This is a genomic window from Azospirillum sp. Sh1 (assembly GCF_008365135.1).
In the GTDB taxonomy this organism is placed as follows: Bacteria; Pseudomonadota; Alphaproteobacteria; order Azospirillales; family Azospirillaceae; genus Azospirillum; species Azospirillum oryzae.
Map to the genome: position 1 here is coordinate 214479 of NZ_VTTK01000005.1, position 23510 is coordinate 237988.

Annotated in this window: 20 protein-coding genes; 9 read left to right on the plus strand and 11 right to left on the minus strand. The window is 69.7% G+C overall.

The features are described from left to right. Positions 1 to 372 precede the first annotated feature (372 nt). From FZ029_RS08110 to cysN, 3 genes are read left to right on the plus strand one after another with little or no spacing between them, the layout of a single operon-like run. Positions 373 to 1209: a sulfotransferase gene (locus tag FZ029_RS08110; RefSeq protein WP_149268792.1), complete on the plus strand. Its 837-nt coding sequence runs from the start codon at positions 373 to 375 to the stop codon at positions 1207 to 1209. Further along, positions 1199 to 2221, plus strand: a complete 1023-nt coding sequence (gene cysD / locus FZ029_RS08115) for a sulfate adenylyltransferase subunit CysD (protein WP_282184131.1) — start codon at positions 1199 to 1201, stop codon at positions 2219 to 2221. The genes FZ029_RS08110 and cysD overlap by 11 nt, the downstream gene beginning before the upstream one ends. After that, positions 2221 to 4167 carry a sulfate adenylyltransferase subunit CysN gene (cysN, locus tag FZ029_RS08120; protein ID WP_149268793.1) on the plus strand — a complete coding sequence of 649 codons (1947 nt, stop codon included), beginning with the start codon at positions 2221 to 2223 and terminating at the stop codon, positions 4165 to 4167. The genes cysD and cysN overlap by 1 nt, the downstream gene beginning before the upstream one ends. Positions 4168 to 4194: 27 nt before the next feature. Here cysN and FZ029_RS08125 read toward each other — a convergent pair whose 3' ends face one another. Next, positions 4195 to 5082 carry an S-methyl-5'-thioadenosine phosphorylase gene (locus tag FZ029_RS08125; RefSeq protein WP_149268794.1) on the minus strand — a complete coding sequence of 296 codons (888 nt, stop codon included), beginning with the start codon at positions 5080 to 5082 and terminating at the stop codon, positions 4195 to 4197. A gap of 164 nt (positions 5083 to 5246) precedes the next feature. Here FZ029_RS08125 and mtnA point away from each other — a divergent pair, with 164 nt between their 5' ends. Then, on the plus strand, positions 5247 to 6338 hold the full coding sequence (gene mtnA / locus FZ029_RS08130; RefSeq protein WP_149268795.1) for an S-methyl-5-thioribose-1-phosphate isomerase: 1092 nt from the start codon (positions 5247 to 5249) through the stop codon (positions 6336 to 6338). A gap of 280 nt (positions 6339 to 6618) precedes the next feature. Here mtnA and FZ029_RS08140 read toward each other — a convergent pair whose 3' ends face one another. From FZ029_RS08140 to FZ029_RS33900, 4 genes are all read right to left on the minus strand, one after another. Beyond that, entirely contained in the window at positions 6619 to 6804 is a 186-nt protein-coding gene (locus tag FZ029_RS08140; protein ID WP_149268796.1) for a hypothetical protein, read from the minus strand. Positions 6805 to 6846: 42 nt separating this feature from the next. Then, on the minus strand, positions 6847 to 8265 hold the full coding sequence (locus tag FZ029_RS08145) for a UdgX family uracil-DNA binding protein (protein ID WP_149268797.1): 1419 nt from the start codon (positions 8263 to 8265) through the stop codon (positions 6847 to 6849). 3 nt (positions 8266 to 8268) lie between these two features. Beyond that, positions 8269 to 9480, minus strand: coding sequence for a putative DNA modification/repair radical SAM protein (locus tag FZ029_RS08150; protein ID WP_149268798.1), 1212 nt, complete (start codon positions 9478 to 9480; stop codon positions 8269 to 8271). Between the two features lie 116 nt (positions 9481 to 9596). Then, the gene (locus FZ029_RS33900) at positions 9597 to 11627 is read right to left on the minus strand and encodes a tetratricopeptide repeat protein (RefSeq protein WP_149268799.1); all 2031 of its coding nucleotides are present in this window, start codon (positions 11625 to 11627) and stop codon (positions 9597 to 9599) included. A 422-nt stretch (positions 11628 to 12049) separates the two neighbouring features. On the opposite strand from FZ029_RS33900, the gene FZ029_RS08160 reads away from it, so the two are divergent. Beyond that, positions 12050 to 12745 carry a DUF2076 domain-containing protein gene (locus tag FZ029_RS08160; protein WP_149268800.1) on the plus strand — a complete coding sequence of 232 codons (696 nt, stop codon included), beginning with the start codon at positions 12050 to 12052 and terminating at the stop codon, positions 12743 to 12745. An 84-nt stretch (positions 12746 to 12829) separates the two neighbouring features. Here the strand turns inward: FZ029_RS08160 and FZ029_RS08165 are convergent, their stop codons facing one another. The 4 genes from FZ029_RS08165 to FZ029_RS08180 all read right to left on the minus strand — a co-directional run bounded on the left by FZ029_RS08165 (position 12830) and on the right by FZ029_RS08180 (position 15980). Further along, positions 12830 to 14212 carry a nucleotide sugar dehydrogenase gene (locus FZ029_RS08165; protein WP_282184132.1) on the minus strand — a complete coding sequence of 461 codons (1383 nt, stop codon included), beginning with the start codon at positions 14210 to 14212 and terminating at the stop codon, positions 12830 to 12832. Between the two features lie 122 nt (positions 14213 to 14334). After that, on the minus strand, positions 14335 to 14652 hold the full coding sequence (locus tag FZ029_RS08170) for a HigA family addiction module antitoxin (RefSeq protein WP_014190039.1): 318 nt from the start codon (positions 14650 to 14652) through the stop codon (positions 14335 to 14337). A gap of 7 nt (positions 14653 to 14659) precedes the next feature. Continuing rightward, positions 14660 to 14983: a type II toxin-antitoxin system RelE/ParE family toxin gene (locus FZ029_RS08175; protein ID WP_149268801.1), complete on the minus strand. Its 324-nt coding sequence runs from the start codon at positions 14981 to 14983 to the stop codon at positions 14660 to 14662. Positions 14984 to 15044: 61 nt separating this feature from the next. Continuing rightward, positions 15045 to 15980: a neutral zinc metallopeptidase gene (locus FZ029_RS08180; RefSeq protein ID WP_149268802.1), complete on the minus strand. Its 936-nt coding sequence runs from the start codon at positions 15978 to 15980 to the stop codon at positions 15045 to 15047. Between the two features lie 395 nt (positions 15981 to 16375). Between FZ029_RS08180 and FZ029_RS08185 the strand changes: the two genes are divergently transcribed. The 4 genes from FZ029_RS08185 to FZ029_RS08200 all read left to right on the plus strand — a co-directional run bounded on the left by FZ029_RS08185 (position 16376) and on the right by FZ029_RS08200 (position 20383). Next, complete coding sequence (locus FZ029_RS08185) at positions 16376 to 16588, plus strand: hypothetical protein (RefSeq protein WP_149200445.1); 213 nt, start codon at positions 16376 to 16378, stop codon at positions 16586 to 16588. 55 nt (positions 16589 to 16643) lie between these two features. After that, on the plus strand, positions 16644 to 17177 hold the full coding sequence (gene infC, locus FZ029_RS08190; protein ID WP_081506050.1) for a translation initiation factor IF-3: 534 nt from the start codon (positions 16644 to 16646) through the stop codon (positions 17175 to 17177). Positions 17178 to 17398: 221 nt separating this feature from the next. After that, entirely contained in the window at positions 17399 to 19069 is a 1671-nt protein-coding gene (locus tag FZ029_RS08195) for a PAS domain-containing sensor histidine kinase (protein ID WP_149268803.1), read from the plus strand. A 108-nt stretch (positions 19070 to 19177) separates the two neighbouring features. After that, complete coding sequence (locus FZ029_RS08200; RefSeq protein ID WP_247892201.1) at positions 19178 to 20383, plus strand: D-alanyl-D-alanine carboxypeptidase family protein; 1206 nt, start codon at positions 19178 to 19180, stop codon at positions 20381 to 20383. Positions 20384 to 20402: 19 nt separating this feature from the next. On the opposite strand, the gene FZ029_RS08205 is transcribed toward FZ029_RS08200, so the two are convergent. Further along, positions 20403 to 22658 (minus strand): response regulator, encoded by a 2256-nt coding sequence (locus FZ029_RS08205; RefSeq protein WP_149268804.1) that lies wholly within the window; start codon positions 22656 to 22658, stop codon positions 20403 to 20405. Positions 22659 to 22918: 260 nt separating this feature from the next. Next, positions 22919 to 23356 (minus strand): helix-turn-helix domain-containing protein, encoded by a 438-nt coding sequence (locus FZ029_RS08210; RefSeq protein WP_247892202.1) that lies wholly within the window; start codon positions 23354 to 23356, stop codon positions 22919 to 22921. Between the last annotated feature and the right edge of the window lie 154 nt (positions 23357 to 23510).

The following is a 23510-nucleotide window of genomic DNA, read 5'->3' on the forward strand; positions in this document are numbered from 1 at the left end:
CCGGATTAGAGCTAAAAAAGCTCATCCGATAGGGCCATAACTAGCCTTGAGAAGCGGCGATTGCCCGATTTGCAGGAAAGACGCACCGATTGCCGAAGTCCGGGAAAAACCGGAGTGCCCGGCGGAGCGGTGACGCAAAAGGAGGCCGTTGTGTTTTGGAATGCAAAGACCCTGACAGCCGATCACTATGCCGCATCGTTAAGAAATCACTTCGGTGACGGTGCGGTCCATCGTCTTCAGAAAGAGATCGGTTTTGTTGGAAAGCGGCTTCTTAGACTTCCCAGCACGGAAAGATCGAGCTTCTTCGATCCCTGGTTCACGGAGGAGAACGCCCGTCATCTGCGGTCGGTCGCCCAGTCGGTCCGCGGGATCATGCCGGATGCCGCCGGTGCGGCCGGTGCCGCTCCCCGCGCCGCTCCCCGCATCGTCTTCCTGCACGGGGTCATGCCGCGCAGCGGCACCAACTATCTCCAGAGCCTGCTGGAGCTGCATCCCGACGTGGTGGTCAATCCCTACGGCGTCCGGGAGCTTCCCTTCCTGAACACGGTGGAGGACGCGCGCATCTATGAGGGGCGCTTCCTGCGTCTCTATCAACGCAACCGGGAGTCATTCAGCGATTTGGAAACCTTCTGCTATATGGTCAGCGGGTTCCTCCGTCGCATCGAAGCCGAGTTCCCGGCGGACAAGACGGTGGTGATCAAGTCGCCCCACACCCGGATGATGCGCTATTTCCCCTACCTGTTCCCGACGGAGCGCTGCCTGATCGTGCTGCGCGACGGCCGCCGAGCGGTGCAGTCCACCATCGACACCTGGCCGCTGCGCTTCCTCGGCCGCACCTTCGCCGACGTCTGCCGCGAATGGAGCTTCGGCACCGAGGCGGCGCTGGAGGCGCAGAGCCGGATGAGCGCCGACGCCTGCCGTCTGGTCCGCTTCGAGGACGCGGTGGCCTCCCCCGACGGCACCGCCCGCGACCTGCTGCGGTTCCTGGACCTGAGCGAGGCGCGCTATCCGTTCGAGCGGATCGGCGACCTGCCCATCCTGGGATCGTCCCGCGTCTCGCGCCGCGATGGCGAGGTCAGCTGGACCCCCGTCAAGAAACCCGAAGGCTTCGACCCGTCGAAGCGCCAGATCGACTGGTCGCGCAAGCGTCGGACCGTGTTCGACGCCGTGGCCGGAGACATGCAGAAGAAGGCCGGCTATGCTGCTTGATCCACTGCTCGACCCCCACCCCGCGGCCAAGGATCGCTCCGGGGCCGCGACCGGTTCCCCCGGTTCCGTCCCTGCTTCCGAGGACAGCTTGCCCGCCATCCTGACCACGCCGGCCCGCCTCACCCACTTGCAAAGGCTGGAGGCTGAGAGCATCCACATCATGCGCGAGGTGGCGGCCCAGTTCCAGAAGCCGGTCATGCTCTATTCGGTGGGCAAGGACAGCTCGGTGCTGCTGCATCTGGCGATGAAGGCCTTCCATCCGTCGAAGCCGCCCTTCCCGCTGCTGCATGTCGACACGACCTGGAAGTTCCGGGAGATGATCGAATTCCGCGACCGCACGGCGCAGGAGTTGGGCATCGACCTGATGGTCCACATCAACCGGGACGGCGTGCGCCAGGGCATCGGCCCCTTCACCCACGGCTCGGCCGTCCACACCGACGTTATGAAGACGCAAGCGCTCAAGCAGGCGCTCGACGCCCACGGCTTCGACGCCGCCTTCGGCGGGGCGCGCCGCGACGAGGAGAAGAGCCGCGCCAAGGAGCGCATCTTCTCCTTCCGCACGGCTTCCCACCGCTGGGAGCCGAAGAACCAGCGGCCGGAGCTGTGGAGCCTCTACAACGGCCGGATCAACAAGGGCGAGAGCATCCGCGTCTTCCCGCTGTCGAACTGGACCGAGCTGGACATCTGGCAATACATCCACCAGGAGAACATCCCGGTCGTCCCCCTCTATTTCGCCAAGCCGCGCCCGGTGGTGGAGCGTGACGGCACGCTCATCATGGTCGATGACGACCGCCTGCCGCTGAAGCCCGGCGAGACGCCGGAGATGGCCTGGGTGCGCTTCCGCACGCTCGGCTGCTATCCGCTGACCGGGGCCGTGCGCAGCACCGCCGCCACCCTGCCCGAGATCATCCGCGAGATGCTGCTGTCCACCAGTTCGGAACGGCAGGGCCGCGTGATCGACCAGGACGCCGCCGCTTCCATGGAAGCGAAGAAGCAGGAAGGCTACTTCTGATGCTGAAGGAACTCGATCCCGTCGCCGCCGACATCGACGTGGCCGGCCCCGATGTTGCCGCCCCCGATGCCGATAGGGAAGTGCAGGAGTATCTGGCCCGCCAGAACAGCAAGGACCTGCTGCGCTTCATCACCTGCGGCTCGGTGGACGACGGCAAGTCGACGCTGATCGGTCGCCTGCTCTACGACTGCAAATGCCTGTTCGAGGACCAGCTGGCCAGCCTGGAGACGGACTCCGGCCGTTTCGGCACCACCGGCGCCGGCCAGCTCGACCTCGCGCTGCTGGTCGACGGGCTGGCGGCGGAGCGCGAGCAGGGCATCACCATCGACGTCGCCTACCGCTTCTTCACCACCGAGCGCCGCAAGTTCATCGTCGCCGACACGCCGGGCCACGAGCAGTACACCCGCAACATGGTCACCGGCGCGTCCACCGCCGACGCCGCGGTGCTGCTGGTCGACGCGCGCAAGGGCGTGCTGACCCAGACCCGGCGCCACAGCACCATCGTCTCGCTGCTCGGCGTGCGCCATGTCGTGCTGGCGGTCAACAAGATGGACGCCGTCGGCTGGGACCGCGAGACCTTCGAGCGCATCGCCGCCGACTACCGCGTCTTCGCCCAGCGCATCGGCATCACCGACGTCACCTGCATCCCGGTCTCCGCCCTGACCGGCGACAACGTCACCAAACCGTCGGACGCCATGGCCTGGTACGGCGGCCCCACCCTGCTCGGCCATCTGGAGAGCGTCGACGCCGCGGCGGAGCGGAAGCTCGGCTCCTTCCGCATGGCGGTGCAGTGGGTGAACCGGCCGAACCAGGACTTCCGCGGCTTCAGCGGCACGGTGGTCGGCGGTGCGGTGCGCGTCGGCGACGACGTCGCCATCCTGCCCGGCGGCCGGACCAGCCGGGTGGCCCGCCTCGTCACCATGGACGGCGACCTGGAGACGGCGGAACCCGGACAGGCGATCACCCTGGTGCTGGCCGACGAGGTCGACGCCAGCCGCGGCGACATGATCGTCGCCGCCGCCGGCCGGCCGGAGGTGGCCGACCAGTTCGCAGCCCATGTGGTGTGGATGGACGGGCAGCCGCTGCTGCCCGGCCGCTCCTATCTGCTGCGCGCCGGCACGGCGACGGTCGGCGCCCAGGTGACGGAGCTGAAGCACGCCATCAACGTCAACACCCAGGAGCATGCCGCCGCCAAGCATCTCGACCTGAACGACGTCGGCTTCTGCAATCTGGCGCTCGACCGGCCGATCCCGTTCGACGCCTATGCCGACAGCCGCGAGACCGGCAGCTTCATCCTGATCGACCGGCTGACCAACGCCACCGCCGGCTGCGGCATGATCCGCTTCCCCCTGCGCCGGGCGTCGAACATCCACCGCCACGCCACGAAGGTGGACAAGGCGGCGCGGGCGGGGAACTTGCAGAAGCCCTGCGTGCTGTGGTTCACCGGCCTGTCCGGCTCCGGCAAGTCCAGCGTCGCCGACCGCCTGGAGCAGGAGCTGCACCGTCTCGGCCGCCGCACCATGATCCTGGACGGCGACAATGTCCGCCATGGCCTGAACCGGGATCTGGGCTTCACCGACGAGGACCGGGTGGAGAACATCCGCCGCGTCGCCGAGGTGTCGAAGCTGATGGTGGAGGCCGGGCTGATCGTGCTGGTCAGCTTCATCTCCCCCTTCCGCGAGGAGCGCCGGATGGCGCGCACCCTGGTGGAGGACGGCGAGTTCCTGGAGATCTTCATGGACACGCCGCTGGAGGTCTGCGAGGCGCGCGACCCCAAGGGGCTGTACAAGAAGGCACGATCCGGCCAGCTCCCCCACTTCACCGGCATCGACAGCGCCTACGAGCCGCCGGAAGCCCCGGAGATCACCTTGAAGGGCGGCGAACACGGCACCGACGAGATGGTCGCCCAGGTGATCGAGGAACTGCGGCGGCGCGGGGTGATCTGACCGGGCAGCGCCCTCTCCCGCTGCGGGTCACCCCAGCGTGCGCTTCACGATCAGCGACAGCTTTTCCAGCATCGCCGGGTCGCGGTGGGAGGGGGCGGTCATGATGGCGTTGTCCAGCGCGGTGTGGCAGCCCTGGCCGCATAGCCCCTCGCGCCCCGCCACCTTCGGCGCCAGGGCCGAGACCAGCGCGCGCGCCCTGCCGGCATTGGCGACCACCACCCGGATCACCGCATCGACCGACACATGGTCGTGCCCCTCGTGCCAGCAGTCGTAATCGGTGACCATGGCGACGGTCGCGTAGCACATCTCCGCCTCGCGGGCGAGCTTGGCCTCCGGCATGTTGGTCATGCCGATGACGTCGCAGCCCCAGCTGCGGTAGAGGTTGGATTCGGCGACGGTGGAGAATTGCGGCCCCTCCATCACCATGTAGGTGCCGCGCCGCTGGTGCGGGATGTCCAGCTCGACCAGCGCCTGCTCGATCAGGTCGCCCAGCCGGCCGCAGACCGGGTGGCCCAGCGCCACATGGGCGACCAGCCCGCTGCCGAAGAAGGTCTTGTCGCGGGCGAAAGTGCGGTCGATGAACTGGTCGATCACCACGAAGGTGCCCGGCGGCAGATGCTCCTTCAGCGAGCCGACCGCCGACACCGACAGGATCTCGGTCACGCCCAGCTGCTTGAGCGCATGGATGTTGGCGCGGAAATTCAGCTCCGACGGCGGGATGCGGTGGCCGCGGCCGTGGCGCGGCAGGAAGACCAGCCTCTGCCCCGCCAGCTCGCCGGTCAGCAGCTCGTCCGACGGGTCGCCGAAGGGCGTGGTCACCTTGACCCAGCGGGTGTTCTCCAGCCCGTCGATGTCGTACAGGCCGCTGCCGCCGATCACACCCAGAACCACACCGCCAACCGCATCACCGCTCATGCCCTGCTCTCCCCCGCTGAAGCTGGTGCGACTATTCCGAGCGCACCGGGAGAAGGCAACAGCGGACTTTCTCCACAAGCGGCCAAAAGCGGCCAAAAGCGGATTGATGCCGGCCCATCCACCCCCTACCCTCGCCAGTCCGTTTTTTGATGGAGTGTCATGTCATGCGGATCGACGGGACGGCCTATCGCACCATCTGGCCGGACGGTGAGGGTGCCGTCGCCATCATCGACCAGACCCGGCTGCCGCACGACTTCGCCGTCGTCCGCCTGACCAGCCTGGAGGAGGCCGCCCACGCCATCCGCGCCATGCTGGTGCGCGGCGCGCCGCTGATCGGTGCCGCGGCGGCCTACGGCGTGGCTCTGGCCCTGCGTGCCGATGCCAGCGACCGCGGGCTGGAGCGGGCCTGCGCCACCCTGCTGGCGACCCGCCCGACGGCGGTCAACCTGCGCTGGGCGCTGGAGCGCATGCGCGGCCTGCTGGCCCCGCTGCCGGAGGCCCGGCGCGTCGGGGCCGCCGAGGCGGAGGCCGCGGCCATCGCCGACGAGGATGTCGAGATCAACCGCTCCATCGGCCTGCACGGCGCGGCGTTGATCCGCGCCGCGGCGGCGAACAAGGTTCCGGGTGAGCCGGTGAATGTGCTGACCCACTGCAACGCCGGCTGGCTCGCCACCGTCGACTGGGGCACGGCGCTCGCCCCCGTCTATGCCGCTTTCGAGCAGGGCATCCCGCTGCATGTCTGGGTGGACGAGACGCGGCCGCGCAACCAGGGCGCCAGCCTGACCGCCTGGGAGCTGAAGCACCACGGCGTCCCCCACACCGTCATCGCCGACAATGTCGGCGGCCATCTGATGCAGCATGGCAAGGTCGATTTGTGCATCGTCGGCACCGACCGCACCACCGCGACCGGCGACGTCTGCAACAAGATCGGCACCTATCTGAAGGCGTTGGCCGCGCACGACAACGGCGTTCCCTTCTATGTCGGACTGCCCTCGCCGACCATCGACTGGACCATCGCCGACGGCGTGCGCGACATCCCCATCGAGGAGCGCGACGGCCGCGAGGTGAGCGAGCTGACCGGCCGCACCGCCGACGGCCGGATCGAGACGGTGCGCGTCACCCCCGACGGCAGCCCGGTCGCCAATTACGCCTTCGACGTTACGCCGGCCCGCCTGGTGACCGGCCTGATCACCGAACGCGGCGTCTGCCCCGCCACGCGCGACGGGCTGCTCGGGCTGTTTCCGGAGCGGGGCTGAGGGCCTGTTTGAAAAATCCGTCGGCCAACATTCAACGCCTTTCCATCGTCATTCCCGCGAAGGCGGGAATCCAGGAAACTCCGTAACGAAGGAGCTGAAATGGCTGGATTCCCGCCTTCGCGGGAATGACGGCTGAATAAGTGTTTCGGTTCCAGTGTGTTAATCGCCTGCGAGATCTGTGCATCCCGTAGTGCCTTCGCGGGGATGACGGATCGGGAAAGGACGGAACATGATGGACGCTTTCAAACAGGCTCGGAGGGCATTGCCGGCAAGGTGACGGTCAGGTGGAGCGGGAGCGGGCGGAAAATGCTTTCCCCTGTTCGGCGATCCGTTCGGCATCGAAGTCCGTCAAGCGTCTCTCGGCCAGATCGGTCATGCCCCGGTCAATATCCGCCTTCAGCGACGCGAATTCCTGGCGCTGCAGGGCGGCCGGCAAGGTGATGATCAGACGTTCGATCTCGGTCATGACTGCTCCTCATGGAATACTCGATCATACCCATCGAGGCCGTCAACCTACCCCTTCCACCATCTCCCGCGCCCGCCGCAGGTCGGCGACGAAGTCGCGATAGGCCTGCGCCGCCCCCTCCCCCGCCGGCAGGCGCAGCAGGTAGGACGGGTGGACGGTGACGAAGCCGTTCCAGTCGCCAAACCCCATCGGCCCGCGCTCCCGCAGGACCGACACGCTGCGTCCGGTCAGCGCCAGGGCCGCCGTGGCGCCCAGCGTCACCACCAGGCGCGGGCGGACGAAGGACAGCTCCTTCATCAGCCACCAGCGGTAATGCTTCACCTCGCCGGCGGTCGGCGACTGGTGCAGGCGGCGCTTGCCGCGGGCGACGAACTTGAAATGCTTCACCGCGTTGGTCAGGTAGGCGGCGCTCCGCTCGATCCCGGCCTCTTCCAGCGCGCGGGCCAGCAACTGCCCGGCCGGGCCGACGAAGGGGCGTCCCTCCAGGTCCTCCTGGTCGCCGGGCTGCTCGCCGACGATGGCGATGGCGGCGCCCACCGGCCCCTCGCCCGGCACCGCCTGCGTCGCCCCCGGCACCAGCGGATCCGCCGCCAGGATGATGCGGTTCAGCTCGGCCAGCGTCGCCGGCTCCTGCCGGGCCATGGCGGCGACTGCCTTGTCGGGGTTGCGGCGGCGCGGGGCCGCGGCTTCCGCCTCGATCATCGCCTGCACCCGCGCGGGCGCGGAGCGGATCATGCCGGGAATGGCCGCCGCTTCCGGCAAATTGGCCCAGTATTTCCGCGGCATCTCCGCCCGCATCGCCGCAGGGTTCACCCGCGCCGGGTTGAAGGTGCTCTCGTAATAGCGCTGCCAGCCCTCGGCGAAGCGGTCGTCGCGGTCGAGCCCCTCCGGCCTCAAAGCCGCCGGCCCGACGGTCAGCGCCCGCCGGTCCCACTGCAGCGAGCCCACCGGCGTCAGGATCGTCCAGACCAGACTCTCGAAGCGCTCGACGAAGAAGGGGGCGGTGGCCTCGACGATGAAATGGTCGGGCTCGAACCACGCGACATAGCGCTCGGCCCCATCGGGATCGCGCACCTCGCGGAAGCGCAGGAAGGCGTGCATCTTGTGCAGGTCGCGCCGCACCGCCTTGTCCAGCAGCGCCAGCCGGTGCACCAGCGGGTCGGCATGGTGGTCGAGCATATCGCGCTCCCCCCGCAGCACCCGCCACACCAGCCGGTGCAGCAGGGCGTAGCGTTCCGGATCGCGGTGGCAGACCACGCTTTCGATCAGCGCCCCCACCGGGCGCGGCAGCGACACCGGCGGCGCGTCCGCCGGCAGAGGTGCGTCATCCCCGAACAGCGACGGCGCCGCCCCGACGCTCCACACCACCTCGCCCGGATCGGCGCCAAGTGCGACCAGCCCGCGCAGCGCGCGGCGGAAGCCGTCGAGGTCGGCGCCGTCCCTCAGGTCCACACGATGCATGGCTCAGAACAGGCTGAGTTGCTTGGGCGGCGCCACCAGCCGCTGCCGCAGGTCGGCGCGGTCGGTCAGCCCGCCCGGATGGTGGTCGGCGGCGATCAGGAAGGCGCGCGCCCGCTTCAGCCCCGACGACAGCCGGGCCACATCCTCCAGCCGCAGGGTGGTGTGGCGCCGCGCCTCGACGATCCTGTCGACCGCCCGCGCGCCCAGACCCGGCACGCGCAGCAGCATCTCGCGATCGGCGCTGTTGACGTCGACCGGGAAGCGCTCCCGGTTCTTCAGGGCCCAGGCCAGCTTGGGGTCGATGCCGAGGTCCAGCATCCCGCCCTCGCCCCCGGCGGCGATCTCCTCCACCGTGAAGCCGTAATAGCGCAACAGCCAGTCGGCTTGGTACAGCCGGTTCTCGCGCTGCAGCGGCGGCGGCTTGGCCGGGAGGGCGGAACTCGCCTCCGGGATCGGGCTGAAGGCCGAATAATAGACCCGCCGCAGCCCATAGCGGCGATAGAGCGTGTCGCTGGTCTCCAGCACCGACAGGTCGGTGGAGGCGTCGGCGCCGACGATCATCTGGGTGCTCTGCCCGGCGGGGGAGAAGCGGCGCTTCTCCTCCTTGGCCTCCAGGATGCGTTCGCCGACCTGTCCCATCACCGCCTTGATCGCGCCGCCGTCCTTCTCCGGCGCGAACTCCTTCAAACTGCGGTCGGAAGCCAGTTCCAGGTTGATCGACAGCCGGTCCGCCCACAACCCGGCCTGTTCGATCAGCCAGGGGCTGGCCTCCGGGATCGTCTTCAGGTGGATGTAGCCGGCGAAGCCATGGTCGCGCCGCAGCGTGCGCGCCACCAGCATCAGCTGCTCCATCGTGTAATCGGGCGAGCGGATGATGCCGGAGGACAGGAACAGCCCCTCGATGCAGTTGCGCTTGTAGAAGCCCAGCGTCAGCCGCACCACCTCGTCCACGCTGAACCGCGCGCGGCGCACGTTGGAGGAGCGGCGGTTGATGCAGTAGGCGCAGTCGAACAGGCAATAGTTGGTCAGCAGGATCTTGAGCAGCGAGACGCAGCGCCCGTCCGGCGTATAGGCATGGCAGATGCCGGCCCCGGTGGTCGAGCCGATGCCGTCCGGCCCGCCCGTCCGCCGCTTGGCGCCTGACGACGCGCAGGAGGCGTCGTACTTCGCCGCGTCGGCGAGAATTTCGAGCTTGTCGAGCAGCGCGTCATCCACCGTGGAGGCTTCCCTCTCCCTTGAAGATGTTCGCAATATGTTCTTTTGAAAGCAAAAGGCAAGCCGAATGGCGGGGGCAAAATCGTGCCTTCGGCCCGTCTTTTCAGCCCGCTCCCTTAGCCCGCCGCAAGCGCCTCGCCCAACTCTCGACCCAGTTTCTGCAGCACGCTGTCCCAGTCGCCCGGCGCGGTCTGCCGGAACAGCCGGACCGACGGATACCAGACCGTGTCGTGGCGCCCCTGCATCCAGCGCCATTCGGCGTTGTGGGGAAGCAGCGCCCAGGTCGGGCGCCCCAGCCCGCCGGCGAGATGGACGGTCGAGTTGTCGACCGACACCACCAGATCCATGGCGGAGATCAGCGCCGCCAGCCCGTCGATGTCGCCCCAGGCATCCAGCCCCGCATCGGTGACGCCGGCGGCGGCGGCCTCCGCGGCGACGTCGCCATATTGCAGGCTGACCAGCTTCACGCCGGGCCGCTCCAGTGCTCCAGTCAATGCCTGGGCCAGCCGGGCGAGGGGGATGGAGCGCAGATGCCCGACGGCGGCGTTCTTGCTGCTCCAGGAAACCCCGATCAAGCGCCGGCCATCCCCGAGACGCCGCCGCAGTTCGGCCACCCGGTCGGGATCGGCCTTCAGGAAGGCGGGCTGGCGGCCGGCGAAGTCCTCGATCCGGCGGCGCATCAGGCGCGGCAGGCTGCCGGCCGGGATCTGCGCGACCACGTCCGGCGCGGTCAGCCGTCCGTCCGGCGGTTCGCCGCGCGCCACCACGGTGACGCCCGGCGGGCAGTGGGGCAGGCAGTGGGGCAGGCCGCGGGCGAAGAGCGGGGCCAGCCGCGCGTCGCAGTCCAGCACCACCCGTACCCCCTCCCCGGCCAGCTGCGGGATCAGGCTGGCGAACATCACCTCGTCGCCCAGCCCCTGCTCGCCCCACACCAGCAGTCTGCCGTCGCCCAGCGCCCTGCCGTCCCAGAGCGGCTGGGGGAACTCCGCCCGCGGGAAGCGGCCGGACGGCACGGCCCAGCCCAGCTCATAGTCGTCCCACCCCTCCGCCAGCCGGCCGAGCGTCAGCAGGGCGATGGAGCGGTTGAAACGCGCCTGGGGCGCGCCGCCATCGGCGTTGACCGCCTGTTCGAAGGCGCCCAGCGCCTCGCCGGCCTTTCCCCGCGCCATCAGGACGGAGCCCAGCGTGTTCCAGCCGCCGGCAAATTTGGGTTCAAATCTGGGTTCTGCGGCGACGGCGGCCCGCGCGTCCGCTTCCGCCGGCTCCAGCCGGCCCAGCTTCAGCCAGCCGTCGGCGCGGTTGTTCAGCAGCACCGGGTTCCCCGGCAGCAGGACCAGCCCGCGGCCATAGCCGGCGACCGACTCCGCAAGCCGCCCCAGCCCCTTCAGCCGGTTGGCCAGCTCGTTCCACAAGGCCGGATCGCCGGGGGCGAGCGCCACGGCGATGCGCGCGGCCTCCGCCGCCCGTTCCGGCAGCCCTTCCCCCGCCAACAGGCTGGCGAGGGTCGAGAACAGCCCGGCATCCGCCGGATCGTCCGAGACGGTCATCGCCCGGCGCTGGGCCGCCATGGCGGCCCCGCCCCGCCCCAGTTCCCGCTCCGTAGCGGCGAGCCGCAGCAGCGCCTTGGCATGCGCCGGCTCCAGCACCAGCGCCGCGCGGAAGCCGTCCCGCGCCCCGGCGAACCGCCCCTGCGCCTCCCGCAGCAACGCCCGGTTCAGGTGGATGCTGGCGTGGAGCGGCGCCACCATCAGCAGGGCGCCATACTGCTCCTCCGCCTCGGCCGTCCGTCCCAGATCCTGCAGGAGCCCGGCCAGCTGGAAGCGCGGTTCCACCGCCTCCGGCTGCAGGGCGACGGCGTTGGCGTAGAGGCGGGCGGCGCGGTCCGGCCGCTTCAGCGCGGCCTCGACCCGTGCCAGATTGATGTGGAAATCGGCGATGTCGGGCGCGACGGCGATGGCGCGGCGGATCCGGTCGATCGCCTCGTCCGTCCGGCCGGTCAGCGCCGCCAGGATGCCCCACAGGTGAAGCGCATGGGGATGGCCGGGGGATGCCGCGAGAATGCGGCGATACAGGGTGTCGGCCTTGGCGAAGCGCCCGGCCTCCTGATGATCCAGCGCCGCGACCAGGGCTTCCTGCAATGTTGCCATCGCCCTTTATAGGTTGGGGGGAATTGCCGGTACAAGTCCCGCTCCGGTTCCGGTCCTTATCGGGTCGCAAATTGTTCGGGTGCCGTCTTGACAGGAAAGCGGGACGGGGCCACGTGCTCATCACCTGGATCCGGGCCCCTCTGGCGACTTAGACGTGGTCGCGATGTCGGATCTCTTCACCTGCTTTTGCGCCGACGGGCGTGACCGCACTTGGAGGGACCGATGTCCTTTTCCCCGACCCCTTCGCCGGAAAGCCCGCCCCGGATCCCGGCCCTTCCCGCTTCCGACGCCTCCCCGACGCGCGCCGCCCCTCCGGCGCGCGGCCGCAGCCTCACGCCCCTTCGGGGTGACAGTCTTGCGCCTTGTCAGGGTGTCGGCGGCAGGGCCTTTCCCGCAACTTCCTCATGAGAACGAGCATCGCCATGGACCAGACCGAACGCCAGATCATCGACGACCTGTTCGCCAAGCTGCATCAGGCCGAGGCGCAATCCGGCCCGCGCGATCCCGAGGCCGAGGCGCTGATCCGCGAGCGCATCGCCCGCCAGCCCGCCGCCCCCTATCTGATGGCCCAGGCCATCGTGATGATGGAGCAGGCGCTCGCCGCCTCGCAAGGCCGCAACGAGGAGCTGGAGCGCCAGCTGCGCGAGCGTCCCGCCGCTCCGGCCCAGTCCGGCGGTGGCGGCCTGTTCGGCAGCCTGTTCGGCGGCGGCCGGCCGGCTCCCCAGCCCCAGCCCCAGCCCCAGCCCCAGTACCAGCATCCTGCCGCCGCCCAGGCGGCCATGCCGCCGGGTTCGCCCTGGGGCCGTCCGGCCGCCAATGGGCCGGCCGCCAATGGGCCGGCAGGCGCCCCGGCCTATGGCGATCCCCGCGTCGCCGCCTATGCCCAGCAGCCGCGGGCCGGCGGCGGCTTCATGGCCGGCGCCATGCAGACGGCGGCCGGCGTGGCCGGCGGCATGCTGATCGGCAGCGCGCTGTCCAGCATGTTCTCCGGCGGCGAGGCGGTGGCCGCCGAGGCTGCCGGTGCGGCAACTGATGCCGCCACCGCCGCGACCGACCATGCCGAACAGGCGGTCGAGGACAGCGGCTGGGGCGATTTCGGCGGCGAAGAAGAACTCTGAGGCCCGCGCCGGTTCGCGGGAGGGAGGCGACCGGCCCCCTTCCCGCAGCCCCTTCCCGCAGCCCCTTCCCGTGGGCCTGTTCCCTCAGGCCTTCACGATGCGCTCGTCGAAGCCCTCGACGGCGCGCATGGCGTTGCGGGTGTCGACCACCAGCGGGCAATGGGCGGCAAGGCTGTGCCAGTCGATGCCGTCATGGTCGGTGACGATCACCGCCGCGTCGAAGCCGGCAAGCCGCTCCACGTCCCAGGCGACGGAGCTGCGGCCGGCAAGCGCCGCATGCTCGCGGGTGACCGGCAGCACGGGGATGAAGGGGTCGTGGTACTCGACGGCCGCCCCGCGCTCCAGCAGCATCTCCATCAGCCGCAGCCCCGGCGACTCCCGGCTGTCGTCGACGTTCTTCTTGTAGGCCATGCCGACCAGCAGGATGCGCGCCCGGCTCAGCCCGATGCCGGCGCGGCGGTCGAGCGCCAATGCCAAGCGGTCGACCACATGGCGCGGCATCATCGTGTTGACCTCTCCCGCCAGCTCGATGAAGCGGGTGGAGATCTGGTACTCGCGCGCCTTCCAGGTCAGATAGAAGGGGTCGATCGGGATGCAGTGGCCGCCCAGGCCGGGGCCGGGATAGAAGGGCATGAAGCCGAAGGGCTTGGTCTTCGCCGCCTCGATCACCTCCCAGATGTCGATGCCCATCGGCTCGAAGACGATCTTCAGCTCGTTCACCAGGGCGATGTTGACGGAGCGGAAGATGTTCTCGGTCAGCTTGGTCGCCTCCGCCGCCCGCGTGCCGGACACCGGCACCACCTGCGGCACCACCTGCTCGTAGAGCGCCACCGCCAGCCGCCGCGCACCCTCGTCGTCGCCGCCCACCACCTTGGGGATGGTGCTGGTGGTGAAGCTGATGTTGCCGGGATCCTCGCGCTCGGGCGAATAGGCCAGGAAGAAGTCGCGCCCGCTGGCCAGCCCGGTCTCCTCCAGGATCGGCCGCATCACCTCGTCGGTGGTGCCGGGCCAGGTGGTCGATTCCAGCACCACCAACTGGCCCGGCCGCAGCCGGTCGCGGATCAGCCGGGTGGAGGCCTCGACGAAGCTCAGATCGGGCTCGCGCTGCGGCGACAGCGGGGTGGGGACGCAGACGATCACGGCGTCGCAGGCGGCGAATTGGTCGGCGTCGGTCGTCGCCCGGAACCGCCCGGTCGCCACCGCCTCGGCGACGCGCCCGTCGGCGATCTGCCGGATGTAGGAACGCCCGCTATTCAGCGCCGCCGACTTCACCGGGTCGATGTCGAAGCCGGTGACCGCGAAGCCGGCCCCGGTCAGCGCCAGGGCCAGCGGCAGCCCGACATAGCCGAGCCCGATCACCGCCACCCGCGCGCTGCGGCCACGATAGGCGTTTTCCAGCGACCGGATGTCGGGCGCCTGGATATCGGGCGCCTGGATATCGGGCGAGGTGTCCGCTGTGCTCATCATGACGTTCCGTATCGACACTTCGAAGAGCTGGGCAACCTGCCAGCCATCGCCGAATGTGTGACGGTCGGCACGGCTTTGCGCAACCCCCCGTTCCGTGTGGGGTTCGGGGGAGCGATGGGACCTCAGGCCGCCTTGCCCGGATGCGGCAGCGGCTGGATGGCGTCGAGCGCGTCGCCGATCTCCGCCCGCGCGACCTTGGTTTCGAAGATGCTCTGCAGGTTGGTCCAATAGCGCGCGTCGGTTCCGAAAGCCTTGCCCAGCCTCAGCGCCATCGGGGCGGTGATCCGGCGCTCGCCATTCATGATCTCCGTCACCGCGTTGGGCGGCACGCCGATATGCTCGGCAAAGCGCCGGGCGCTCAGGCCCAGCGCTTCCAGCTCGTCGCGCAGGAACTCGCCGGGGTGGATGGGCGGCAGATTGTCGGTGGCGGGATGGCTCATGGCGACCTCAGTGGTAATCGGCGATTGCAACATCGTAGGGCTCCCCCGGAACAGTCAGGAGGTCGGCTTCAGCCTGAGCGTCGCCAACCACGGCCCAGCGGAAACAGATGCGCCACTGGTCGTTGATGCGGATGCTGTATTGGCCTTTTCTCTCTCCGCCCAACGCTTCGAAGCGGTTGGACGGAGGGTGTCGGAGATCCATCAACCGGGTGGCCGCCTGGAGCTTGGTCAATGCTTTGGCGGCTTGGCGTTCGAAGGACTGGAACTCCTTCACCCGCTTGCCGGCCAGGAAATCGGCAGTCCGTTTATCCGCACATGTTCTTATCGGCATCCGCGTCCCCTCGCGGATTATTATGCGTTATGTAACGGATAACGGTCAAGCCTGCCTCCCTTCACAGCCGGTCCGCCCCGAAGGTGTCGCAGGATTCCAGCCGGCCGCTTTCCAGGCCGGTGCGGAACCAGCGGACGCGCTGGGCGGAGCTGCCGTGGGTGAAGCTGTCGGGGCTGACGGTGCCGCGCGCCTGACGCTGCAGGCGGTCGTCGCCGATGGCACTGGCGGCGGTCAGCGCCTCCTCGACGTCGCCGGGCTCCAGCATCCGGCGGTCGCGGTTGGCGTGGTTGCCCCAGATGCCGGCGAAGCAGTCGGCCTGCAGCTCCAGCCGCACCGACAGGGCGTTGGCCTGGGCCTGATCGCCCGCCCGCTGCTGGGCCGCCTGCACCCGGTCGGAGATGCCCATCAGGTTCTGGACATGATGGCCGACCTCATGGGCGATGACATAGGCCTGGGCGAAGTCGCCGGGCGCCTGGAAGCGGTCGCGCAGCTCGCGGTAGAAGCCGAGGTCGATGTAGAGCTTGCGGTCCATCGGGCAGTAGAAGGGCCCCATCGCCGCCTGCGCCCGGCCGCAGCCCGACGACACCGTGCCGGTGAACAGCACCAGCGTCGGATCCTGGTACTGGCGCCCCATCTGCTGGAACAGGCCCTGCCAGGTGTCCTCGGTGTCGGCCAGCACGACGGAGACGAAGCGCTTCAGCTCGTCGTCGGCCTGGCTGCGCGGGGCGGCCTCGCCGATCTGCGTCCGCCCGGCCGTGCTGCGGTCCGCCTGCTCGCCGCCGCCCAGCAGCACCGTCGGGTCGACCCCCAGCACCATCGACACCACCAGCAGAACGATGGCTCCGCCGATGCCCAGCCCGCCCCGGCCGATGCGGAAGCCGCCGCCCCCGCCGCCGAAACCGCCGCCGCCGAAGCCACTACCGGAGCCGCCGCCGGCACCCCCTTGACCGCGACGGTCCTCGACATTCTCGCTTTCCCGTCCGCCCTGCCACCGCATCGCCACCCTCCTTCCGGCCATCCTTCGTGATGGACCGGTGGAGACGAAACCATGGGGGCGCTCGCGCGTTCCCTGGAGACCCGTAGCCAGAAGGAGGACCGGAACGACGAGAGGAGAGGAGCAGCTTGAAAAAACCTGTGTCGCCCCCATCTGGAGACATGGCCGACACCGCATTCGCGGTGCGTTTCCCTGCCCCCTCCGGTTCATCGAGGGGGAGCTTTCCTCGGGGAACACCGGTCTTTTGGGGCATGCCCGTTCCGGGGCCGGTCCCGCTGATCGGAGCCTTGCCGGGCGGTGTCCGCCGCAAGGGCTCCTGTTTCAAGATGTCACACACTAGGAAGAGCCGGCCGGCCCCCCGAGTCCATCGGTCAGCCTATCCGGCCTGGAGAATTTTCATGACGACCCCGATCCATTCCACCGCCTCCCATTCCATCGGCCATTTCGCAGCCCAGTCCGCGCTTGCGCCTGCTCATCTGGCCGCCACCCGTCGTTCCGCCGGCCAATTCGCCGCAGTCGACGGCAAAAAGGCCGATTTCCGCTCCAATCCCGAGCCGTCCGGCTTGACCCGGAGCGAAGTGCGGCAGATTGTGCTCGACATCCTGGGCTGAGCCTCTTGACCCGGGCTCGCTCCTTTCTACCCCTCCACGACCATAGGAGATCACCATAGCCAAGCTCTACGACGCGGACCCCGTCCGCGAAGGCCCGCGCCTCAACCGTGAAATCACCGCCCGTATGGTCCGCCTCGTCGGCGCCGACGGCGAGATGGTCGGCGTGGTGCCGCTCCGCCAAGCGCTGGAAGCCGCCGCGGATGCCGACCTCGACCTCGTCGAAGTGGCGCCCCAGGCGGATCCGCCTGTCTGCAAGATCCTCGATTACGGCAAGTTCCGTTTCGAGGAGCAGAAGAAGGCCAACGAGGCGCGGAAGAAGCAGAAGATCATCGAGCTGAAGGAAATCAAGCTTCGGCCGAACATCGACGATCACGACTATGACGTGAAGATGCGCTCCGCCATCCGCTTCATCGAGGAAGGCGACAAGGTCAAGATGACCATGCGCTTCCGCGGTCGCGAGATGGCGCACCAGGATCTCGGTCTGAACGTGCTCGTCCGCGTGCGCGACCAGCTCCAGGACATCGCCAAGGTCGAGCAGATGCCCCGGGTCGAAGGTCGTATGATGGTCATGGTGCTGGCCCCGCGCTGAGCCCTGGCCAAAAGGGAACCTGCGGGGCGGTGCGCCGCCCCGCCCCTTATCCCCTGATGACTGCAAATCCCGCCCCAAATTGCGCCGGACAATTCCCGGCAAATTCTGCGTAATGCGGCGGAATAATACCTGGATATTCGTATTGGGTTATTGACCCTGTCGGTATCGAGCGCGGATCATTGGGAAGTTTGCTTCCCCCCGTGTTCCGGAAAGTCGTTGTAATGAAGGACGAACGTGTCGCGCCCGCCTGGGAACCCATCTCCGGCGAACGGCAGTTCCGCCTGCTGGTCCAGAGCGTGGTCGACTACGCCATCTTCATGCTCGACCCCACCGGCGTCATCCGCAGCTGGAATGCGGGGGCGGCCCGGATGAAGGGCTATGCCGCCGACGAGATCATCGGCCAACATTTCTCCAGCTTCTACACGCCAGAGGACCGCGCCGCCGGCGTGCCCCAGCGCGCCCTCGCCACCGCCCTGTCGGAGGGCAAGTTCGAGGCGGAGGGCTGGCGCCTGCGCAAGGACGGCACCCGCTTCTGGGCCAGCGTCGTCATCGATCCCATCCGCGACGAGACCGGGACTTTGCGCGGCTTCGCCAAGGTCACCCGCGACATCACCGAACGCCGCAAGGCCCAGCAGGCGTTGGACGAAGCGCGCGAGGCCCTGGCCCAGGCGCAGAAGATGGAGGCGGTCGGCCAGCTGACCGGCGGCGTCGCCCACGACTTCAACAACCTGCTCCAGGCGATCAGCAGCAGCCTGGAGCTGATCGAGCAGCGCCTCGCGGCCGGCCGCACCGACATCGCCCCCTTCGCCGCCACCGCCCGCGCCGCGGTGGACCGGGCCGCCACCCTGACCCGGCGCCTGCTGGCCTTCGCCCGGCGCCAGCCGCTGAAGCCGGAGCGCACCGACCTCAACATGCTGGTGGTCGGGCTGTGGGACCTGCTGGGCCGCTCCCTGCTGGGCCGTTCGGCGGGCGAGGAGATCCGGCTGGAACGCCGGCTGGCGGAACCGCTGTGGCCGGTCCATGCCGATGTGAACCAGATCGAAAGCGCCCTGCTCAACCTGGTCATCAATGCCCGCGACGCCATGCCCGACGGCGGATCGGTGACGGTGGAGACCGCCAACGCCGTTTTTGCACCGGGCGACCTCGTCAACGATCCTGGGGTGGAGCCCGGCGAGTACGCCGTGCTGACCGTGCGCGACAGCGGCACCGGCATGCCGCCGGACGTGCTGGCCCGCGTCTTCGAGCCCTTCTTCACCACCAAGCCGATCGGCCAGGGCACCGGGCTGGGGCTGAGCCAGCTCTACGGCTTCGCCCGCCAGTCCGGCGGCTTCGTCCGCATCGACAGCGCGGTCGGCCGCGGCACCGCGGTGCATCTCCACCTGCCGCGCGACCATGCCGCCGCCGAGCAGGCAGCCGCCGCCCCTGCTTCCGCCGCCCCCGCCCCCGCCCCCGCCCCGCCCACCGGCCGGGCCGGGCGGGGCACGGTGCTGGTGGTGGAGGACGAGGAGCTGGTCCGCATGCTGCTGGTGGAGGTGCTGGAGGGCAACGGCTACACCGTGCTGGAGGCCGCCGACGGCACCACGGCGCTTGCCCGGCTGAGCGAGGCCGCGGCAGGGCGGGAAGGCGCAGGGGAAGGCGCAGGGCCGCCGGTCGACCTGCTGGTGACCGATGTCGGGCTGCCCGGCCTGAACGGCCGCCAACTGGCGGAGGCGGCGAAGGCCCATTATCCCGATCTGAAGGTGCTGTTCCTGACCGGCTATGCCTTCCAAGCCCTGGACGACAGGCCCGGCGATGGCGAGGATGGGCTTGGCCGCAACATGCGCCTGCTGGCCAAGCCGGTGGCGGTCGATGCCTTCCGCGCCATGGTCCGTTCGATGCTGTCCGACGGATGACGCCGGCCGCCCGGCGGCCATCCCGCCCCGTCCCGCTTTCGAAGGGGACGCCCGCAACGCCGACAGCGCCCGCGCCGCAGCGGGGCTGCACCAACCGCCGGACCTGAGATGATGCCCCTGCTCGCCCGCGTGTCGACGCTGCTGCTTTCCCTGACCGTTTTCGCGGTCCTGCTGGCGTCCCTGCCGGCCTCGGCCAGGAGTTCGGCCAAGAAGGCCTGGACGCCGGTCGCCGCGGAGATCCTGATGGACGCGCACAGCGGCAAGGTCCTGCGGGCGCGCAATGCCGACCAACTGACCTACCCGGCCTCGCTGACCAAGATGATGACGCTGATGCTGACCTTCGAGGCGCTGGACCGCGGCACGCTGCGGCTGAACCAGAGCCTCGTGGTGTCGCGGCATGCCGCGTCGATGCCGCCGTCGCGGCTGTGGCTGGCCCCCGGCAGCACCATCACGGTGGAGCAGGCGATCCTGGCGCTGGTCACCCGCTCGGCCAACGACGTCGCCGTGGTGCTGGGCGAGGCGCTGGGCGGCAGCGAGACGGCCTTCGCCAAAAAGATGACGGCGCGTGCCCGGCGGCTCGGCATGCGCCACACGGTGTTCCGCAACGCATCGGGCCTGCCCGACCGGCTGCAGCGGACGACGGCGCGCGACATGGCGATCCTGTCCCGGGCGCTGATCGGCCGCCATGCCAAACATTACGCCTATTTCAAGCGCCGCAGCTTCGACTGGCAGGGCGATACGGTCTATGGCCACAACCGCCTGATGGCGCGCTATCCCGGCATGGACGGCATCAAGACCGGCTACATCGCCGCGTCCGGCTTCAACCTTGCCGCCTCGGCGGTGCGGGACGGCCGCCGACTGATCGCGGTGGTGCTGGGCGGGCACAGCGCCGACGCCCGCGACAGCTTGGTCGCCGACCTGCTGGACGCCGGCTTCCAGCGCCCGACCAGCCCGTCCCGGCCGGCGCCCGCGCAGCCGGATCTGGTGATCACCAAGAACAGCGCCTCGACCGCCGAACGCAGCACGGCGGTGAGCGTGGCCGTCCCTTCGCTGAAGCCGGCCGCCACGGAAGCGGCGGACAGCTCCTGGTCCATCCAGGTCGGCGCCTTCGCCAGCCATGCCGCCGCGGTGCGCAGCGCCCGCGACACGGCCAAACGCCTGGGCTCCCTCGCCGCCGGCGCCAGCCCCGCGGTGGTCCGCTCCGGCGGTCTCTACAAGGCCCGCCTGACGGGATTCCCCGCCGCGACCGCCGACGCGGCCTGCAGCGCCCTGAAGACGGCCGGACGCGGCTGCTTCCCGGTGCGGGGCGGGTGACGCGGGTGCGGAGCGCTTCCTAGATCGCCGCCATGATGTGGCCGATCAGGGCCGCCGGCGGGATCGGCTTGGACAGGATGCGGATGCCGGGCTCGCGCCCCAGATCCTGCAGCACCGCCTTCTCGGCATAGCCGGTGACGATCAGGACCGGCAGGCCGGGACGATGACGGCGGATGAGGCGGGTCAGGTCGGCGCCGGTCATGCCGGGCATGGCGAAGTCGGTGACCAGGACGCCGATCCCCTCGTCCGCCTCCAGCAGAGCCAGGGCCTCCTCGCCGCTGGAGGCCTCCGACACCAGGATGCCGGCCTCGTCCAGCACCGCGGCGTTCGCCATGCGGACCAGGGCGTCGTCCTCGACCAGCAGCACGCGCACGGCGGCAGGCTGGGTGGCGGACTGGGCGGCAAACTGGGCGGCAGCTGGCACGGACAGCGGCTGGTTTCCGGCGGCGGCCCCGGCGGGCGCGTCCGACCCGCCGTCCGCCGGAACCGCGGCGTGGGGCAGGTACAGCGTCACCGCGGTGCCGAGGCCGGGGTGGCTTTCCAGGCGCATGCCGCCGCCGGACTGTGCGGTCAGGCCATGCACCATGCTCAGCCCCAGCCCGCTGCCCTGCCCGACCGGCTTGGTGGTGAAGAAGGGGTCGCAGGCCCGCGCCAACACCTCCGGCGGCATGCCGGTGCCGCTGTCGCGCACCGTCACGGCGACATAGCCGCCCGGCGCCAGGGTGGGCGCCGGTGCGGGAGAGATCCCGTCGCCCGTCCCCGTCACCGCGTCCTCTCCCGTCCCCACCGACAGGCTGGTCACGGCGATGGTCAGGGTGCCGCCGTCCGGCATGGCGTCGCGGGCGTTGATGGCGAGGTTCAGCAGGGCGATGTCGAACTGGTGGGGATCGACCAGTGCGGGCGGCACGGCGTCGTCGCGGTCGATGCGGATGCGGATGGCGCCGCCCAGCGTGTGTTCCAGCAGCGACGCCATCCCCGCCACCTGGGCGCCGAGGTCGACCGGCGCCGGGGCCAGCCGCTGGCGGCGGGCGAAGGCCAGCAGATGCTGGGTCAGGGTGGCGCCGCGGTCGACCGCCTGGTTTGCCACCTCCAGCGCCCGGCGGCTCTCCGCCCCGCGCAGCTCGCCGCCGGCCTCCAGCATATGCAGGCTGGAGCGCACCGCCTGCAGCAGGTTGTTGAAGTCGTGGGCGACGCCGCCGGTCAGCTGGCCCAGCGCCTCCATCTTCTGCAGCTGGCGGACATGCTCCTCCGCCTCGTCGCGGGCCTCGACCGCCTGCCGGCGCTCGCCGAGCGCGCGGTTGGCGGTCTCGTAGGCCAGGAACTGGCGCGCCATCGCCCACAGCATCAGGGCGAGCGCCACCGCGCTGACCAGCCCGGCGCCGGCGATGACGACCGCCTGGCTCTGCCAGCGGGCCAGGACCTCCCCCCGTGTCCGGCTGACCCCGACGACCAGCGGGTAGTTGCGCAAAACCTGGAAGGACAGGATGCGGTCCTTGCCGTCGATCGAGCGCGGCGTTGAGTAGGTGCCGGTGTCGAAACGGGCGATCTGTTCGGCGACGCCGGGGCTGGTGGCGATGGTCCCGACCTTGTCGGGCAGCGGCGGGAAGCGCGCCAGCAGCATGCCGTCGCGCCACCACAGGCTGAAGCCGCTGCCCGGTTCGACATGCAGACTGCGGTAGAACTGCTCGAAATAGGACAGGCGGATGGCCGCGACGACCAGGCCGGCCAGCCCGCCGTCGGGGGTGTTCACGCGCCGGGCGATGTAGAGCGTCCATTCCCCGGTGACCATGCTCTTCGTCGGACGGCTGACATAGGCCTGTCCGGGATCGGCGTCCTTGAGTGCAAGGAAATAGTCGCGCCGGGACAGGTCGAGCGTCGGCGCCGGAAACTGGCGGGTGGAATTGACCAGACCGCCGTCGGCGGCGACCAGGCTCAGCGCCTCCATCTGCGGCAGGCTGGACGCCTTGGCCTGCAGGATTTCATGAACCTGCCGTTCGAAGCGCAGCCGCTTGAAGGCCTCGAGGCTGCGCCGGTACTCAAGCGGGATCTGCTCGGCGACCCCGTCGACGGTCAGGTCGATCCCTTCGATGGCGCGCGCCGTCTGCTCGGCCAGCGAGGCGTTGAGCGTGCGCAGGCCCAGCGTGGCCTCCGCCAGCGTCTCGTCATGCAGCCGGTTCAGGACGATCGCGGTGCCGCCGCACAGCACCGCCAGCACGGCCACGCCGAGCGCCCCGATGCGCTGGAGCGGACGGTTGGTTCTCAGAAGCCGCAGCATGACGCCCGTATCCGATCCGCCCTCACAGCCGCGTCCGCATCCATCCTCGGTCCTGTCCCCGCCCCTGTTTCCGCTGCCGTCGCCATGACGATCCGCTTCCCCCGTGACGGCCCAAAGTGGCGCTCGCCGTCCGGAAGCACGGATGGTTTCGACACTGCATTGAGCGTGACTATAGACGGCGCCGCCTGCCGGGCAACCGGCTGCAGGTCATAGAGCGCGCTTGGCCGCTGCGGTGCTTCGTCCCGGAGGGGGCTTTTCCGTCAATGCCGGTCGTGCAGGCAGTGGGCGTGGTCGGCCAGCACCTCGATCACGTGGCAGCTGCGCACCTGGTCCTGGGCGCAGCCATCGACCATCCGCCGCACCTCGTCGCGCAGGGCTTCCAGCCGGGCGATCCTGGACTCGATCTCGGCCAGATGGGTGCGGGCCAGCAGGTCGGCGTCCCGGCAGGGCCGGCCCGGATCGTCGGCCATGGCCAGCAGCTGGCGGATCGCCTCCACCTCGAAGCCCAGTTCGCGGGCATGGCGGATGAAGCGCAGGCGGTTGACCGCCTTGTCGTCGTAGGTGCGGCGGTTGCTGCCGGTGCGCGGCGCCTCCGGCAGCAGGCCGATGCTTTCGTAATAGCGGATGGTCGGGATCTTCACGCCGGTCCGCTTGGCGAGCGCGCCGATGGTCAGGCTGGACATGGTCAGGTTGGACATGGTCGGCATTTCCCTCTTGATCCTCCAGTCGCTGGAGAATCTAGGCTCCGGGGAAGCGGCCGGCAATGTGCTGCTTCCGGGGACGAAACCGCTGGCCCCCTGGGGGAAGAGGGATCTGGCCTCGGCCGCCTTCCCGTATTTCTATTTCCGCTTG

Excerpts from the sequence above, each read along its gene's own strand:
- FZ029_RS08185 (WP_149200445.1), top strand. The coding sequence starts at position 16,376 with ATGACGACCCCGATCCATTCCACCGCCTCCCATTCCATCGGCCATTTC.
- FZ029_RS08175 (WP_149268801.1), bottom strand. The coding sequence starts at position 14,983 with ATGCCGATAAGAACATGTGCGGATAAACGGACTGCCGATTTCCTGGCC.
- FZ029_RS08110 (WP_149268792.1), top strand. The coding sequence starts at position 373 with ATGCCGGATGCCGCCGGTGCGGCCGGTGCCGCTCCCCGCGCCGCTCCC.
- FZ029_RS08170 (WP_014190039.1), bottom strand. The coding sequence starts at position 14,652 with ATGAGCCATCCCGCCACCGACAATCTGCCGCCCATCCACCCCGGCGAG.
- FZ029_RS08195 (WP_149268803.1), top strand. The coding sequence starts at position 17,399 with ATGAAGGACGAACGTGTCGCGCCCGCCTGGGAACCCATCTCCGGCGAA.
- FZ029_RS33900 (WP_149268799.1), bottom strand. The coding sequence starts at position 11,627 with ATGGCAACATTGCAGGAAGCCCTGGTCGCGGCGCTGGATCATCAGGAG.
- FZ029_RS08180 (WP_149268802.1), bottom strand. The coding sequence starts at position 15,980 with ATGCGGTGGCAGGGCGGACGGGAAAGCGAGAATGTCGAGGACCGTCGC.
- FZ029_RS08165 (WP_282184132.1), bottom strand. The coding sequence starts at position 14,212 with ATGATGAGCACAGCGGACACCTCGCCCGATATCCAGGCGCCCGATATC.
- cysN (WP_149268793.1), top strand. The coding sequence starts at position 2,221 with ATGCTGAAGGAACTCGATCCCGTCGCCGCCGACATCGACGTGGCCGGC.
- FZ029_RS08205 (WP_149268804.1), bottom strand. The coding sequence starts at position 22,658 with ATGCTGCGGCTTCTGAGAACCAACCGTCCGCTCCAGCGCATCGGGGCG.
- mtnA (WP_149268795.1), top strand. The coding sequence starts at position 5,247 with ATGCGGATCGACGGGACGGCCTATCGCACCATCTGGCCGGACGGTGAG.
- FZ029_RS08160 (WP_149268800.1), top strand. The coding sequence starts at position 12,050 with ATGGACCAGACCGAACGCCAGATCATCGACGACCTGTTCGCCAAGCTG.
- cysD (WP_282184131.1), top strand. The coding sequence starts at position 1,199 with ATGCTGCTTGATCCACTGCTCGACCCCCACCCCGCGGCCAAGGATCGC.
- FZ029_RS08200 (WP_247892201.1), top strand. The coding sequence starts at position 19,178 with ATGATGCCCCTGCTCGCCCGCGTGTCGACGCTGCTGCTTTCCCTGACC.
- FZ029_RS08210 (WP_247892202.1), bottom strand. The coding sequence starts at position 23,356 with ATGTCCAACCTGACCATGTCCAGCCTGACCATCGGCGCGCTCGCCAAG.
- FZ029_RS08140 (WP_149268796.1), bottom strand. The coding sequence starts at position 6,804 with ATGACCGAGATCGAACGTCTGATCATCACCTTGCCGGCCGCCCTGCAG.
- FZ029_RS08125 (WP_149268794.1), bottom strand. The coding sequence starts at position 5,082 with ATGAGCGGTGATGCGGTTGGCGGTGTGGTTCTGGGTGTGATCGGCGGC.
- FZ029_RS08145 (WP_149268797.1), bottom strand. The coding sequence starts at position 8,265 with ATGCATCGTGTGGACCTGAGGGACGGCGCCGACCTCGACGGCTTCCGC.